This window comes from Pseudosulfitobacter sp. SM2401 (assembly GCF_042932805.1).
GTDB lineage: Bacteria > Pseudomonadota > Alphaproteobacteria > Rhodobacterales > Rhodobacteraceae > Ascidiaceihabitans.
Genome location: NZ_CP170633.1, coordinates 3,358,909 through 3,372,883, shown reverse-complemented (window position 1 = coordinate 3,372,883; position 13,975 = coordinate 3,358,909). Strand labels below are relative to the sequence as shown.

Here is a 13,975-nt window from a genome sequence, read left to right as displayed (position 1 = left end):
GCCCAGACTATTTGAAAGACAACACAGCCCATAGGGAACGACACCATGAACTGGATTTCCAACTACGTCCGGCCCCGGATCAACTCGATTTTCTCGCGTCGCGAAACGCCGGATAATCTGTGGACGAAATGTAGTGAATGCGGAACCATGCTGTTTCACCGCGAAGTGTCGGACAACCTGAATGTCTGCACCAGCTGTGGGCATCACATGGCGATCACCCCGCGTGACCGGTTTACCGCCCTGTTTGACGGCGGTATTTTTGCCGAGATCGATGTGCCTGAACCCATCGCTGATCCGCTGACGTTTCGGGATCAGAAAAAATATCCCGACCGGATGAAGCTTGCGCAGAAAACCACGGGCGAAAAAGACGCCATGTTGGTTGCGGTTGGCGATATCGGGCGCACACCGATTGTTGCGGCAGCGCAGGATTTCTCGTTTATGGGCGGGTCCATGGGCATGTACGTGGGCAACGCGATCATCGCGGCTGCCACCGAGGCCGTGAAACAAAAACGCCCACTGGTGCTGTTTTCCGCCGCCGGTGGCGCGCGCATGCAAGAGGGGATTTTGTCCTTGATGCAGATGCCGCGCACGACCGTGGCTGTGCAAATGCTGAAAGAAGCCGGGCTGCCCTACATCGTGGTTCTGACGCATCCGACCACAGGCGGCGTGACCGCGTCCTACGCGATGCTGGGCGACGTGCACATCGCCGAACCCAACGCGCTGATCTGTTTTGCCGGCCCACGCGTGATCGAACAAACCATTCGCGAACAACTGCCCGAAGGGTTCCAGCGCGCGGAATATTTGCTGGATCACGGCATGCTGGACCGCGTCATCAAACGCACCGACATGCGCGAAGAACTGATTACAATAGTGCGCATGCTGATGGGCATGACCCCGGCGATCAAAGGTGATCTGCCCGCACCAGACCCCGAGGCCACAGACGCTGTGTCTGAACAGGTGACTGACGCCAAATGAGCACGAAAAATTCGGACGCCATCCTGGATCGGATGATGGCCTTGCACCCCAAGATCATCGATTTGACCTTGGATCGGATGTTTCGCTTGCTGAACGCGCTGGGCAATCCGCAAAACGATCTGCCGCCCGTGATCCACATCGCTGGCACCAACGGCAAGGGTTCGACCCAAGCGATGATCCGCGCCGGTCTAGAGGGTGCTGGCAAGACGGTGCACGCCTACACCTCGCCGCATCTGGCGCGTTTTCACGAACGAATTCGCCTCGCGGGCACACTGATTGACGAGGCGTATCTGACCGAAGTGCTAGATGAATGTTACGCGGCCAACGGCGGCGAGACGATCACCTATTTTGAAATCACGACCTGTGCGGCGATGCTCGCCTTTGCGCGCACCCCTGCGGATTACACCCTGCTAGAGGTCGGCCTTGGTGGGCGTCTGGATGCGACCAACGTAATCGACAAACCCGCGCTGACAATCATCACGCCGGTGTCCTTTGATCACCCGCAATTTCTTGGTGATACCGTTGGCGAAATCGCGTTCGAAAAGGCGGGAATTCTGAAACGTGGCGTGACCGGAATTATCGCGGGCCAATCTGACGAAGCGCTGGATGTGATCGAGGCGCGCGCCGCCAAAATCGGCGCGCCGTTGCTTGCCCAAGGCCAACACTGGCACGCATGGGAAGAACGCGGCCGCCTGATTTACCAAGACGAAAATGGGCTGCTAGACCTGCCACCCCCCACCTTGATGGGCGCACACCAGTTTCAGAATGCAGGCACAGCCCTGACGGCCCTGCGCCACCTCGGCTTTGGCGAGGACGCATGCGAGGCGGTACCAAGGGATGTCAGTTGGCCTGCGCGCATGCAGCGGCTGGATTCCGGTCCGTTGATCGATCTGGGGCCGGACGCTGAATTCTGGCTGGACGGCGGGCATAATGCGGCCTGTGCCGCGACGTTGGCGGAAACGCTGACCCGTTTGCCAAAACGACCCACGCATCTGATCTGTGGCCTGATGAACACCAAGGACGTGCATGGATACATGGCCCCGTTGGTGGAACACGTACAGTCGCTCAGCGCCGTTTCGATCCCCGGCGAAGTGAACACGTTGCCCGGTGCGGACACGGCGATTGCCGCCAACGCCGCTGGAATTCCCGCACATGAAGCGGTGGATGTGCGTACGGCGATCACCGAAATCTTGGCCATAGACAGCCAAGCCCGCATTCTGATTTGCGGGTCTTTGTACCTTGCTGGCGCGGTTTTGCGCGAAAACGGCTAACTTACAGAAGTATTTGAGTTGCGCGAATCAACCGCATGTTGACGTATTAGCAGATTTCCGCCTATATCTTGAGTAGAACACAAGGGCTGGGATGCACGTTGCATCATCAGTCTCTACTCTTTGAGGGAAGAGCAATATGGGCTGGCGCAAGTTAAATGCGCCTTGGTTAAGCGAGTCTAGGGACCCGCACGCCGAGGGCGCGTCTTCTAATATGAAATTGATGTTGATTGCAGCGGCCTTTTTGCTGGTGACGATCGGTTTGATCCTGATGCAACCCAGCCGCGCACCGCAGCAAATGGCAGCGTCGGAGCAACCAACCGCAGTTGTAACGTCTGACACGCAATTGGCGCGCGCCGCATCCACGCAACAAACCCAAGACGTAACCCGGTCTAACACCTCGCTGTTGACGTTGACCCAATCTGAATTGACCGGTGATGTCAGCAAAATGCTGCGTAGCCCGATCCGTTTGAACGGACAGCGCAATGACCTGCGCCAGCTGGCAAAAACGGCATTAGAAAGCTTTGGCCACACCGCAGTTCCAGGCGACGCGCTGTATGATCTTTTGGTGCAGGCCCTAGCCGAAGGACAGTCGAATGCCTACATTGATGCCTTGCTGAACACCGCCGCAGGACGCGGTGAAATGTCGGTTCCTGTTGCGCTTCAGACCGCGTCGGGGCGTTTGGATACGGACACGTTGTTGCTTGGGCTTGCCTCGCTGATCACGCAGTAGCCGCGTCGCCCCAGCCGTCGCTTTGCATCTCGCGCAGACGCGACGCCGTGCGTTCAAATTCGAATGTGCCTTCGCCTTCGACATACAACATTTCGGGCGTTGCGGCGGCGGAACAAATCAGCCGTACCTTGGCCTCGTAGAGCGCGTCGATCAGCGTGACAAAGCGTTTGGCTTCGTTGAAATTTGACCGCGACAGTTGCGGAATATCGTCGATCAGCAATACTTTGACCGCCTCAGCCACGGCTAGAAAATCTGCGGGCCCAAGGAATTTCCCGCAAAGATCGAAAAAGCTAGCCCGTGCAATTCCGTTTCTAAAACCGGGCAACACGACGTCGCGGCCTTTGACTTTCAACACCAATGGCTCTGCCGGTCCGCCCGTTAAATCCTGCCAAACGGCGTTCATAGCGGCGCGGGATTCGGCGTTAGACGGGGTGAAATAAACTTGCGAACCTGACAGGCGATCTTGGCGGTAATCGGTTGGGCTGACCAACTCGCACACCTCCATTTTGTCTTTGATCAGGTCGATGAAGGGCAAGAACGCCTCGCGGTTCAAACCGTGTTTGTACAGATCATCGGGAATGCGATTTGACGTGGTCACAACGACAACGCCGGCGGCAAACAGCGCCTCAAACAAGCGACCCACGATCATCGCATCGGTGATGTCAGTGATCTGCATTTCATCAAAGGCCAGCACGCGAACTTGGGCCACTACAGCGGCCGCAACTGGTGCAATCGGGTCTTTAACACCGGTGGCGCGTGCGGCGTGCATCGCTGTCTGGATCTCTTGCATGAAGGCGTGAAAATGGACGCGGCGCACTGGCACGTCACCCATGTTTTCGGCAAACATGTCCATCAGCATGGATTTACCGCGCCCGACGCCACCCCACAGGTACAGCCCCTTTGGCGGCTCGGGGGCTTTGCGAAACCAACTGGATTTTACAGGTTCCTCGACACCTGCGCGGATGCGTTCGAACTGCGGCAGCACAGCTTGTTGGGCGGGGTCCGCTGTCAGCGAACCTGCCGCGACGAGGTCAGCGTAAAGGCGTGTCAAATCAGTCATATGTCGGGCATAGCGTGCCGTCTTCTTGGTGAAAAGATCAAGCTTTGTGATGGTTTGACAAAAATTGCTGATTTGACGCGGGCGCGTGTCTGCATAAGGTGGCCACAACCGCCGGTCAGGAGACATCGACATGGACCACCGCACCCCCATCATGACCCCCGTTTTGATCGTGGGCTGCGTGATTATCATGGTCAGCTTTGCGGTGCGCGCATCCTTTGGCGTGTTTCAAATTCCGATTGCCGAGGAATTTGGGTGGCTGCGGGCGGAATTTTCCTTGGCGATTGCAATCCAGAACCTCGCGTGGGGGATCGGGCAGCCGTTTTTTGGTGCGATTGCGGAAAAGATCGGTGATCGAAAGGCTATCATCATCGGCGCGATTTTCTATGCTTTGGGCATGGTTCTGTCTGCGAATGGCACAACCCCGTTTGAACATCAGACCTACGCATGGCTGGTTGGATTTGGTATCGCAGGAACTGGATTTGGCGTGATCTTGGCCGTTGTGGGGCGTGCGTCCAGCGACGAAAACCGATCCATGTCGCTGGCAATTGTGACGGCTGCCGGCAGCGTCGGTCAAGTCTTTGGCGCGCCGTTGGCCGAAGGTTTGATGACTATCATGACGTGGCAATCTGTGTTTCTGGTCTTTGCGGGCATGGTTGTGGCGATCACGTTTACCCTGCCATTGATGCGCGCACCCGCCATGGCAACCAAGGCGGAATTGCAAGAAAGCATGGGCGAAATTCTGTTAAGAGCGGCCAAAGATCCGTCCTTTATGCTGATCTTTCTGGGTTTCTTTTCTTGCGGGTACCAGTTGGGGTTCATCACCGCGCATTTCCCTGCGTTTGTGACTGAAATGTGTGGTCCGATCCTGCCCGGTGGCGCGCTGCACAGCATGGGGATCACGACGACATCCGCGCTGGGGGCGATTGCGATTTCGTTGATCGGGTTGGCCAACATTGCTGGCACGCTGTTGGCTGGTTGGGCGGGCAAGCATTTCTCCAAGAAATACCTGCTGGCGGGCATTTACACCGGGCGCACGATTATTGCCGGGCTGTTCATCATGCTGCCGATTACGCCGTTGTCGGTCATCCTGTTTTCGGTCGCGATGGGGTCGCTTTGGTTGGCGACGGTGCCGCTGACATCTGGCTTGGTCGCGCATCTTTATGGGTTGCGCTACATGGGAACGCTGTACGGGATCGTGTTTTTCAGCCACCAGTTGGGCAGCTTTTTGGGCGTTTGGTTGGGCGGGCGGATGTACGATTTATACGGTGATTACACTGCTGTCTGGTGGTTCGGCGTCGCAATCGGCGCATTCAGTGCGATCGTACATTTGCCCATTCGCGAACAAAAACTGGTCGCCGTCTAGCGTTCGAGATTTTCTGCAAGAATAGCCAAAATTTCATCCGTGTGCGTGTAGGTCACACCGTGGCCTGCGCCCTCGATCACTTCTTGCACCGCACCGCGTGACCACTGTGCAAGCGTGCCAGCCGCAGCAATCGGGATCACGTCGTCAACGCCGCCCCAAACCGCCAAAACCGGCGTGCGTGCCGCATGGATTGCGCGATGTTCGGCCTCAAGTGCTGTGCCAAGAACGCCGCGCAAACTGGCGAGAACGGCAGGAACATAGCCGCGATACGTCAGCTCGTTTTCTTGTAATTCGGTGATGCCCTCGACGGACGATGGCAGACCGCGTTCCGCCGCAATGCCCTTGCGCATTTTGCTAGGGTACAAGGCCAACATTAACCAATCCCCGATCAGGGGCGTCTTTGCGATAAAGTTCACAATGGGTGACGCAACCGTGCCCATGCCTGCGGGTGCGATCAAAACCAGTTGACGCAAGCGGCTGGGGTTTTGGGCTGCAAACAGCGTCGCAATTGCACCACCCATTGAATAGCCTATGACTGTGAAATCGCGCACAACACCTTGGTGTTCCAGCAGGTCGTTTAACTGCTGCAAAAAGAAATCACTGCTCTGTGCGCCTTTGGCTTTGTCCGAATACCCACGGCCAAACAGGTCATAGGTCAGCACGCGATAGCCCATAATCGCGAGCCCCCTGGTCAGCCCCCGCCACACAAACGATGGCGTCGTCAGCCCGTGCACACAGACGATAATCGCGCCGCGTTGAGGGCCGAACCATTCAAAATGCGTGACGCCTTGGGACAGCGTCGCGAACTGCCCTGTCGCGGTTTTACGCGCACTGTCGTTCATCCTTTTGCGCGTAATCTCGATCACGACCGGAACGGCAATGACGCCGAGCAGAATGACGATAAACCACGTCATGATTTGTCCATCCAACGATCCAGAATATAGCGGCTGGTCATCAGGTCCAGATGCGCGCCACCGCCGTTTTTGAACAGTGTGATTTCATCGTCGGAGTGGCGTTTGAACGCGGCCATGTCGTAGTAGTCCGCCACGATGTGGTCGCGACTGATCGCGCCTGTTTCCAGCGGAATTTTGATCTCGCCGATATGGCCCAGCGTGGTGTCATGGCTGTCCACGAACACACGCGCGCGCTGCAAGGCTTCGTTGTCGACTTCGCGCATGTCAGGGCGATAAGCACCAATCAAATCAACGTGTTGGCCGGGTCGCAACCACGCCCCTTTGATCAACGGTTCGGTTGACATCGTCGCTGAGGTGATGATGTCGGCGTTGTTCACAGCGGTCTCAAGATCATCTGCGATCAACAGGCCGGGCAGCTCTGCCGCCATCTGTTCTGCGTTCGGGGCAGAGCGATTCCAGACGGTGAAAACAGCAGCGGGAAACGCCGCACGATACGCACTGTGCAGCGCGCGCCCTTGAGTCCCAGCGCCCACGATCAGGATGTTGCGACTGCCGGCACGCGCAAGGCGACGCGCGGCCGTCAGACTGTCACCGGCGGTCTTCCATTTGGTCACCAGATGAAAGTCGATGATCGCCTCAAGTATCCCGTTTTCATTAGAATATAGGTTCACGCCGCCATTGATCATCGGTGCGCCAGAGGCGGGATTGTTCGGGAAAACGGTGGCTGATTTTACTGCGATACCCAGCCCGTCGATCCACGCGGACCGCGACAGCAAAGTGTCTGGATCGCGGTACAAAAACGTATCGCCAATTTCGGCTTTGGGCAGGGTGTGCCCGGCGGCCAACGCGTCCGTCAGGCCGATCCAATCCAGCACGGCCTCGCCTTCGTCAAATGGGATAAACGGGATCGAAGTCATTGCGCCTCATCTCTGCCTAGCAAGCCTGCTGTGACCAGTTTATTCGCCCACCCCTGCGGATGCTCGAACAAATGTGTCTGCCAGCCGCGCGCATTGGCGGCATCGATGTTGTCTTGGCGATCATCGGCAAACAGCAAGGCGTCACCGGACAGGCCTGAGGCGTCCTCGAGCATCTGATAAATCACCGGATCGGGTTTGATCACCCCCATGTGACCCGAGATGAAATCGCGATCAAATTTGCGCATGAACGGGTAGGATTCAGCCGCCAAATCATAGGTCTGGATACCAAAGTTGGTGAGCGAGAAAACCTGTATCCCCTTGGCCTGCAACGCATACATCAACCGCTCTGAGTGGGTGATCAGCGGGGCCGCCATGTCGATCCAGCGGTCATGCCAAAGATGGATTTCGTCCGCCCAGTCAGAGTGATCCTTGGCCGTTTGCATCAATGTGTCGTGAAAATTCGCACCTGCATCGATGCGGTCATTCATGCCATGCAGATCAACGGCCGCAAAGAACGCAGCGCGACGTTCTTCGCCGATCACGCTGTCAAAAAACTGCTCCGGCTGCCAGCCGATCAGTACGTTTCCGATGTCGAAGATTACGGCTTTGATGGTCATAAGTGGTATCCTTTTAGCGTCGCAGGCAGACTCACGCGGAATTGGCAAAAGGTCAATCTATGATGTAAAAGCTCGGGCCTTCAAGTTAGGAAAAAGTGAACGGCGGCTATGAGCCCACTTTGCCAGTTTTATACTTTGCAGCGAATGTCTGCTCCAGCCGCTAGAGTTACATGGGTTTGGTGAACTAAATGCGAATTCCTGCGCCGATTTTCGGATCGCTGACGACGTAACAGATGGAACGCGTGTTAATCCTATTTGTTATTAAACCGACGGAAATTTATCTGTCAGCCGTATAAAATGGAACGGACATCAGGAGAGAATTATGAAAAACCTTTTCGCGACAACCGCCTTGACACTTCTGGCTGCCAGTGCGGCGCAAGCGCATGAACTGAATATCACGATCCAAGGGGATCAACGCTGTATCGTCTCAAACGGTATACCTGACCACGAGGTTGGCACATGGCGTGAAGGGGCTGTTGTCGAACCTCAGGATCATTTGTTCTGCGTCGATGCGATGCCTGAAAATACGGGCACCATAACGGAACGGGTCATGATCTCTGGCATGACCGTCACAGGAGTTCCCCTGCGTCCTGGCACGGCGGAATACTATGATCCAACGACCGAGAAAGGCTGGTCCCGCGACCGCTCATCCGGCTGGAACGTCGAAGGTGTGGGCGGTTTGATCATGGATGCTCAGAATGCACATGTGGATGGGGCCGGAATGTACCACTATCATGGCATTCCCGAAGCTGTGATGAACAATCTTGACGGTACACTGTTCGCCTATGCCACTGATGGATTCGAAATTCATTACGTTGGGAGCGATGTGCAATCGTCCTACCAACTTAAAGACGGTGAACGCGAAGGCGAAGGTGCGCCAGAAGGCGTCCATGACGGTACCTATGTGCAGGATTGGGAATACGTCGACGGGTCCGGCACGCTGGATGAATGCAATGGGACGATGGTTGACGGTGAATATGTCTACTACGCCACCGATACGTTCCCGTTCTTTCCCCGCTGTCTGCGCGGAAACGTGACCGAAGCCGCAATGGGCGGCGGCGGTGGTGATCGTCCTGAGCGCCCCGAGCCACCTGTTGAAAACGACGGCTGAGCCAAAGTGCTAACCAGTCTCTTGCATTCGGCGACGACAGCATGAATTGCCATAAGGGCACTATGTGTCTTCCTAAGATGGGGCAGGTCGCGAACATAGCGTGTATCTGCCCCAATTCCCAAAGCGGACGCTGGGCTGAACACAGCGAAAGCTAACTTCGTCCCGCTTACCAGCCCTTCACCCCCGCGCCGCCGCCCGCATTTCCCGCTCCAGCGCTTCTAGAAACCGCGAACGGTCCGCCTTGGTAAACCCCTTGCCGCCACCCTGACGGAACGGATCAGCGGCCCGTAAATCTGTCATCAAATCCCGCGTTGCCAGCACGTTGCCGATGTTGGCTGCGGTCAATGCTTCGCCGTTGTGTTTTAGCACGCGGGCCCCTGCCTCGACACATTTTGCAGCCAACGGAATGTCACCCGTCACAACCACGTCGCCCGGCCCGCAGCGGTCTGCGATCCACATGTCGGCCACATCAGGCCCTGCGTCGACGATTATGTTTTCGACCAACGGGTTTTGCGAAGGGCGCAAGCCGCCGTTGGACACCACGAACATCTGGCACTTGTGGCGGGTTGCAACGCGCTCCGCCTCCTCCTTTACGGGGCAGGCGTCGGCGTCGATGTACAGGCTCACGACTTGGCCTTTTTCTTCTTGTCCGGCGCTTTGAATTCTTCGGGGATCGGCATGCGGTTGAACGCGTCTAGCCCTGCGATTTTATAAGCCTCTGCCAGCGTCGGATAGTTAAATGTGTTCTGAACAAAGTAATCGACGGTGCCCTTGAGGTTCAAAACCGCTTGGGCAATGTGGATCAGTTCCGTGGCCCCTTCACCGACAATCTGAACCCCCAAAACACGCCGTGTTTTCAAAGACACCAGCATTTTCAGCATCCCGTGTTCCAGCCCCATGATGTGTCCGCGCGACGTTTCGCGAAAGCGTGCCTCGCCCACTTCATACGGGATTTCGCGTTCCTGCATTTCTTCCTCGGACATGCCGCAAGTTGAAATTTCTGGGACCGAATAAATGCCGTACGGAAACCACGCGCTTTCGCCCAGTGTCGGCGTATCAAGCGCGTGACAGGCCGCCACACGCCCTTGTTGTCCAGAGGTCGAGGCAAGCGAAGGATGCCCGATCACGTCGCCTGCAGCATAGATGTGCGGCACGGTCGTTTGATAGGTTTTGCGGCTGACCTCAAGACGGCCACGATGGTCGGTTTCCAGCCCGGCGGCTTCGGGTTTCAGCTTGTCTGTGGCACCCATACGTCCTGCGGCAAACAGCAGCATTTCGGCGCGCACGTGTCGCCCGTTTTCCAGCGTCACTTCGACGTGGGTTCCCGCGTCTTCGACCTTTTCGATGGCAGACCCAAGGCGCAGGTCCAAACCGTTCTCTTTGACCTGATGGGTAAAGTCGCTGATGATCCCTTTGTCGATGAAATCAAGGAACGTCTCGCGCGGTTCGATCAGCGTGACCGAGATGTCGAGGGCGGCAAACATCGTCGCATATTCGACCCCGATCACACCCGCGCCAACCACGATCAAAGACCGTGGAATTTGCGCCATATCCAGAAATTCATCGCTGTCCAAAATCGTCGTGCCATTGAACGGCATGTAGTCGGGGCGATAGGTTTTGGTCCCTGTCGAGATCAGGAATTTATCCGCCGTCATCTTGGTGGTTTCACCAGCTTCGGTTTCGATTTCGACCGTGTTGGCGTCAAGGAAATGCGCAGTGCCGTTCAGCGTTTCAACGTGGTTGCGATTGAACTGGTGTTCCAGCACGTCGACCTCGTGATCCAACGTTTGGTGCAAACGGCCCTTTAAATCTTCGGCGTTGATTTCCTGTTTCACACGGTAGCTGCGCCCGTAAAAACTGCGCTCGCGCCAGCCGGACAGGTTCAGCACGGTTTCGCGCAATGTCTTGGACGGGATCGTGCCGGTGTGCACCGAAACACCGCCCAAACGGTCCTTGCGATCGATGACCAGAACTTTGCGTTTCAGCTTGCCTGCCTGGATCGCGGCAGAGCGGCCAGAAGGGCCTGAGCCGATGATGATAAGGTCGTAATGGGCCATGATTTAATCCGCGTATAGGGCGTCTGCATGAAAGGCGACGTGGTCTTCCATGAACGTTGAAACAAAGAAATAGCTGTGATCGTAGCCGGGTTGCAGGCGCACGGTGGCCTGTTGGCGTTTTGCTGCGATGGCGGCTGACAGCGCCTCTGGCTTGAGCAAATCGATGAACTGGTCAGTGGTGCCTGTGTCGATCAGGATCGGCCCGTCAAAGCCCGCCTTTTCCATCATCAATGTGGCGTCATGGGGCCCCCACGTGGCCTCGTCATCGCCCAAATAGGCGGACAGCTGTTTGCGCCCCCAATCGGCTGAGGTCGGGTTACAGATTGGCGCAAAGGCCGACACGGAACAGAACCGGTCCGGCAGACCCATCGCCAATGTCAGCGCACCATGCCCACCCATGGAATGGCCGGTGATCGCCTGACGGTCCATGTCGATGCTGAAATTCTCGGCAATCAAAGCGGGCAATTCATCAGCCACGTAGGTCCACATTTTGAAATGATCGGCCCACGGTTTTTGCGTTGCATCCACGTAAAATCCAGCGCCTTGGCCCAGATCGTATGCTTCGTCATCTGCAACGCCTTCACCGCGCGGTGAGGTGTCAGGAAAGATTAACGCGATGCCGTGCTCTGCCGCCCAAACTTGCGCGCCGGCCTTGACCATCGCGTTTTCGTGGGTGCAGGTCAGGCCCGACAAATACCACAACACGGGCACGGGGCCGTCCTTGGCCTCGCGCGGTAGGAACACGGCGAATGTCATGTCACAGGCGCAGGCCGCCGATGCATGGCTGTAGACGCCTTGGGTGCCGCCAAAGCAGGCGTTTTCAGAGATGGTTTTCATAAGTGCGTTCCTTCGAATGTCGTGTTGGCCGATGTGTACGCCAGATTGGTTAACGGATGTATCCCATTATGCGCCAGTGACCCACGCAATAACGACACTGACTGTGACGATGCTGATGGCTGTGGACACGAGGATCGCGGCAGAGACGCGTTGCGGGGCGACGCCGTAGTGTTGCGCCAGCATGTAGACGTTGCCCGCGACAGGTAGGGCGGCCGCAGAAATCATCACGCCGGCGCTGTAGCTGTCGACCGAGAATAAGTAGATCGCGGCAAAGGCGACAAACGCCGGATGCAGCGCCAGTTTGCAGAATGTCAGCCAGCCTGCGACCTCGATCCGTTCTGCGGATTTCGAGGCAAGCGAGGCCCCGATGGCAAACAGCGCACCGGGGGTCGCAGCACCGCCCAAAATCGCGAGGAAATCGTTCATGGGTGTCGGGATCGGGATGGAAAAGCCGGACCAGAACAGGCCTAAAGACATGGCCACAATCATCGGGTTTTTGACCAACCCAAGGCCCACAATCTTGAGGATGGAAAATGACATTTTGCCATCACGCGACCCCGTAATCAGGATCACAATCAGGGATGAAAACACGATCAGATCAACCGCCAGCATCATCATGATCGGGCCAATCGCGGCCTCGCCCAGCAGCAATGTCAGCATGGGTATTCCAAGGAAACCGATGTTGCCGATCACCGCGCATTGCGCCTCGATCGCGGCGGTTGCGATGTCCAGCTTGCGCACAAATGCAACGGCGGTCGCGATCACGTAAACAAACGCGGTGCCCCAAAGATAGGCGGCGATTAGACGACCATCCCAAACCTCGGCCAAGGGCAGGTTTGCGGCAAAGCGAAAGATCATCGCAGACAACGCAAAAAAGAACACGAATTTGGTCAGATACGCGGTCGCTTCAGCCGAGAAAAAGCGGGTGCGTCCGGCGATGTACCCCAACCCGATAATGGCAAAGAACGGCAATGTCTTAAGGAAAATCGCAATCATTCTGTAGGGATAGCGCGGCTAAGGTATACGCTGCAAGGGCTCTAACCCGAACCGATCAAAACGCCTGCGCCAAACACCAGCGCGCCACCGACGACAACTTGGAATGCAGCGCGGAAAAACGGGGTTTGCATGAATTTGTTCTGGATCCACGCGATGGCCCAAAGTTCGACAAACACGACGATGATCGCGATGACGGTGGCGGTCCAGAAATCGGTGATCAGATAGGGCAGGGCGTGGCCCAGACCGCCCAGCGTGGTCATGATGCCGGATGCAAATCCGCGTTTCACGGGTGATCCGCGCCCTGACAATTCACCGTCATCCGATGCCGCTTCGGTAAAGCCCATGGAAATGCCCGCGCCGACAGAGGCCGCCAGTCCGACCAAAAACGTCGTCCACGTGTCTTGGGTCGCAAAGGCGGTGGCAAAAATCGGAGCAAGGGTAGACACCGAACCGTCCATCAAACCGGCCAATCCGGGCTGTACCCAAGTCAGCAAAAACCGGCGCCTGGCTTGTTCCTCTTCGCTCGATTTTGCGTCGTCATTCAGGTGCTGGTTTTCCAACTGTTCCGCTGTCGCCTGATGGCCTGCTTCGGCGGCGGCCAGATCCCCCAACAGCTTGCGCGTGGCGGCATCTGACGTGCGGGCAGCGGCGGCGTGATAGAATCGCGCGGCGTCTTGTTCCATCGCTTCGGCTTCGGTGCGGATGCGTTCCAGCGACAGGTTTTCGATCAACCACACGGGGCGACGTGCGTAAAAACCAGACACATGTTCGCGCCGGATCAGCGGAATGACGTCACCAAAACGCACACGATGCAAATCGATCAAACGCTGGCGGTGCCCGTCTTCTTCAACCGCCATGCCGTCGAACACCGCAGCACTGGCGGGATAATCGGCACGCAGGTTTTCCGCGTACCCCCGATAAATCTGCGCATCGTCTTCCTCCGACGAAATCGCGAGCGCCAGAACCTCTTGTTCGGACAAATCCTTGAACCATTTGCGGGAAAGAGAAAATCGCATGCGTCACCTACATTAGAATGATTCTAAGATAACAAGCCAATCAACTTTTGCAAGCTTACACTACGCCAGTTCATTTTTATCTGTGGAAACTGAACTATTCGGTTTATGTTA

General features: G+C 56.7%; 14 protein-coding genes. 5 read left to right on the top strand and 9 right to left on the bottom strand.

The window, feature by feature from the left end; genetic code table 11:
- Positions 1 to 45: 45 nt before the first annotated feature.
- The 3 genes from accD (at position 46) to ACFIO0_RS16570 (ending at position 2,976) form a co-directional block, all read left to right on the top strand.
- Positions 46 to 975, top strand: coding sequence for an acetyl-CoA carboxylase, carboxyltransferase subunit beta (gene accD / locus ACFIO0_RS16580; RefSeq protein WP_390911503.1), 930 nt, complete (start codon positions 46 to 48; stop codon positions 973 to 975).
- Entirely contained in the window at positions 972 to 2,246 is a 1,275-nt protein-coding gene (locus ACFIO0_RS16575) for a Mur ligase family protein (protein ID WP_390911502.1), read from the top strand. The genes accD and ACFIO0_RS16575 overlap by 4 nt, the downstream gene beginning before the upstream one ends.
- A 211-nt stretch (positions 2,247 to 2,457) precedes the next feature.
- A complete protein-coding gene (locus ACFIO0_RS16570) occupies positions 2,458 to 2,976 on the top strand; it encodes a hypothetical protein (protein ID WP_390911501.1) in 519 nt (172 codons plus the stop codon).
- On the opposite strand, the gene zapE is transcribed toward ACFIO0_RS16570, so the two are convergent.
- The gene (gene zapE, locus ACFIO0_RS16565; RefSeq protein WP_390911500.1) at positions 2,966 to 4,036 is read right to left on the bottom strand and encodes a cell division protein ZapE; all 1,071 of its coding nucleotides are present in this window, start codon (positions 4,034 to 4,036) and stop codon (positions 2,966 to 2,968) included. The genes ACFIO0_RS16570 and zapE overlap by 11 nt on opposite strands.
- A 130-nt stretch (positions 4,037 to 4,166) precedes the next feature.
- Here zapE and ACFIO0_RS16560 point away from each other — a divergent pair, with 130 nt between their 5' ends.
- Positions 4,167 to 5,399, top strand: coding sequence for an MFS transporter (locus ACFIO0_RS16560; protein ID WP_390911499.1), 1,233 nt, complete (start codon positions 4,167 to 4,169; stop codon positions 5,397 to 5,399).
- On the opposite strand, the gene ACFIO0_RS16555 is transcribed toward ACFIO0_RS16560, so the two are convergent.
- The 3 genes from ACFIO0_RS16555 to ACFIO0_RS16545 are packed head-to-tail and all read right to left on the bottom strand — an operon-like array spanning position 5,396 to position 7,847.
- On the bottom strand, positions 5,396 to 6,313 hold the full coding sequence (locus ACFIO0_RS16555; protein ID WP_390911498.1) for an alpha/beta fold hydrolase: 918 nt from the start codon (positions 6,311 to 6,313) through the stop codon (positions 5,396 to 5,398). The two genes, ACFIO0_RS16560 and ACFIO0_RS16555, sit on opposite strands and share 4 nt — an antisense overlap.
- Positions 6,310 to 7,230, bottom strand: a complete 921-nt coding sequence (locus tag ACFIO0_RS16550; protein WP_390911497.1) for an ornithine cyclodeaminase family protein — start codon at positions 7,228 to 7,230, stop codon at positions 6,310 to 6,312. Before ACFIO0_RS16550 ends, ACFIO0_RS16555 begins: the two co-directional genes overlap by 4 nt.
- On the bottom strand, positions 7,227 to 7,847 hold the full coding sequence (locus tag ACFIO0_RS16545; RefSeq protein WP_390911496.1) for an HAD-IA family hydrolase: 621 nt from the start codon (positions 7,845 to 7,847) through the stop codon (positions 7,227 to 7,229). The genes ACFIO0_RS16550 and ACFIO0_RS16545 overlap by 4 nt, the downstream gene beginning before the upstream one ends.
- Positions 7,848 to 8,169: 322 nt before the next feature.
- On the opposite strand from ACFIO0_RS16545, the gene ACFIO0_RS16540 reads away from it, so the two are divergent.
- Positions 8,170 to 8,958 (top strand): YHYH protein, encoded by a 789-nt coding sequence (locus tag ACFIO0_RS16540; protein ID WP_390911495.1) that lies wholly within the window; start codon positions 8,170 to 8,172, stop codon positions 8,956 to 8,958.
- Between the two features lie 177 nt (positions 8,959 to 9,135).
- On the opposite strand, the gene ACFIO0_RS16535 is transcribed toward ACFIO0_RS16540, so the two are convergent.
- The 5 genes from ACFIO0_RS16535 to mbfA all read right to left on the bottom strand — a co-directional run bounded on the left by ACFIO0_RS16535 (position 9,136) and on the right by mbfA (position 13,864).
- Positions 9,136 to 9,585: a YaiI/YqxD family protein gene (locus tag ACFIO0_RS16535; protein WP_390911494.1), complete on the bottom strand. Its 450-nt coding sequence runs from the start codon at positions 9,583 to 9,585 to the stop codon at positions 9,136 to 9,138.
- On the bottom strand, positions 9,582 to 11,015 hold the full coding sequence (sthA, locus tag ACFIO0_RS16530; RefSeq protein ID WP_390911493.1) for a Si-specific NAD(P)(+) transhydrogenase: 1,434 nt from the start codon (positions 11,013 to 11,015) through the stop codon (positions 9,582 to 9,584). Before sthA ends, ACFIO0_RS16535 begins: the two co-directional genes overlap by 4 nt.
- Positions 11,016 to 11,018: 3 nt before the next feature.
- Positions 11,019 to 11,852 carry an S-formylglutathione hydrolase gene (gene fghA / locus ACFIO0_RS16525; RefSeq protein WP_390911492.1) on the bottom strand — a complete coding sequence of 278 codons (834 nt, stop codon included), beginning with the start codon at positions 11,850 to 11,852 and terminating at the stop codon, positions 11,019 to 11,021.
- Positions 11,853 to 11,918: 66 nt separating this feature from the next.
- Positions 11,919 to 12,848, bottom strand: coding sequence for an AEC family transporter (locus ACFIO0_RS16520; protein WP_390911491.1), 930 nt, complete (start codon positions 12,846 to 12,848; stop codon positions 11,919 to 11,921).
- 41 nt (positions 12,849 to 12,889) lie between these two features.
- On the bottom strand, positions 12,890 to 13,864 hold the full coding sequence (mbfA, locus tag ACFIO0_RS16515; protein ID WP_390911490.1) for an iron exporter MbfA: 975 nt from the start codon (positions 13,862 to 13,864) through the stop codon (positions 12,890 to 12,892).
- Between the last annotated feature and the right edge of the window lie 111 nt (positions 13,865 to 13,975).

Excerpts from the sequence above, each read along its gene's own strand:
- zapE (WP_390911500.1), bottom strand. The coding sequence starts at position 4,036 with ATGACTGATTTGACACGCCTTTACGCTGACCTCGTCGCGGCAGGTTCG.
- ACFIO0_RS16545 (WP_390911496.1), bottom strand. The coding sequence starts at position 7,847 with ATGACCATCAAAGCCGTAATCTTCGACATCGGAAACGTACTGATCGGC.
- fghA (WP_390911492.1), bottom strand. The coding sequence starts at position 11,852 with ATGAAAACCATCTCTGAAAACGCCTGCTTTGGCGGCACCCAAGGCGTC.
- ACFIO0_RS16570 (WP_390911501.1), top strand. The coding sequence starts at position 2,458 with ATGAAATTGATGTTGATTGCAGCGGCCTTTTTGCTGGTGACGATCGGT.
- ACFIO0_RS16550 (WP_390911497.1), bottom strand. The coding sequence starts at position 7,230 with ATGACTTCGATCCCGTTTATCCCATTTGACGAAGGCGAGGCCGTGCTG.
- accD (WP_390911503.1), top strand. The coding sequence starts at position 46 with ATGAACTGGATTTCCAACTACGTCCGGCCCCGGATCAACTCGATTTTC.
- ACFIO0_RS16555 (WP_390911498.1), bottom strand. The coding sequence starts at position 6,313 with ATGACGTGGTTTATCGTCATTCTGCTCGGCGTCATTGCCGTTCCGGTC.
- ACFIO0_RS16560 (WP_390911499.1), top strand. The coding sequence starts at position 4,167 with ATGGACCACCGCACCCCCATCATGACCCCCGTTTTGATCGTGGGCTGC.
- ACFIO0_RS16540 (WP_390911495.1), top strand. The coding sequence starts at position 8,170 with ATGAAAAACCTTTTCGCGACAACCGCCTTGACACTTCTGGCTGCCAGT.
- ACFIO0_RS16520 (WP_390911491.1), bottom strand. The coding sequence starts at position 12,848 with ATGATTGCGATTTTCCTTAAGACATTGCCGTTCTTTGCCATTATCGGG.
- ACFIO0_RS16575 (WP_390911502.1), top strand. The coding sequence starts at position 972 with ATGAGCACGAAAAATTCGGACGCCATCCTGGATCGGATGATGGCCTTG.
- mbfA (WP_390911490.1), bottom strand. The coding sequence starts at position 13,864 with ATGCGATTTTCTCTTTCCCGCAAATGGTTCAAGGATTTGTCCGAACAA.
- sthA (WP_390911493.1), bottom strand. The coding sequence starts at position 11,015 with ATGGCCCATTACGACCTTATCATCATCGGCTCAGGCCCTTCTGGCCGC.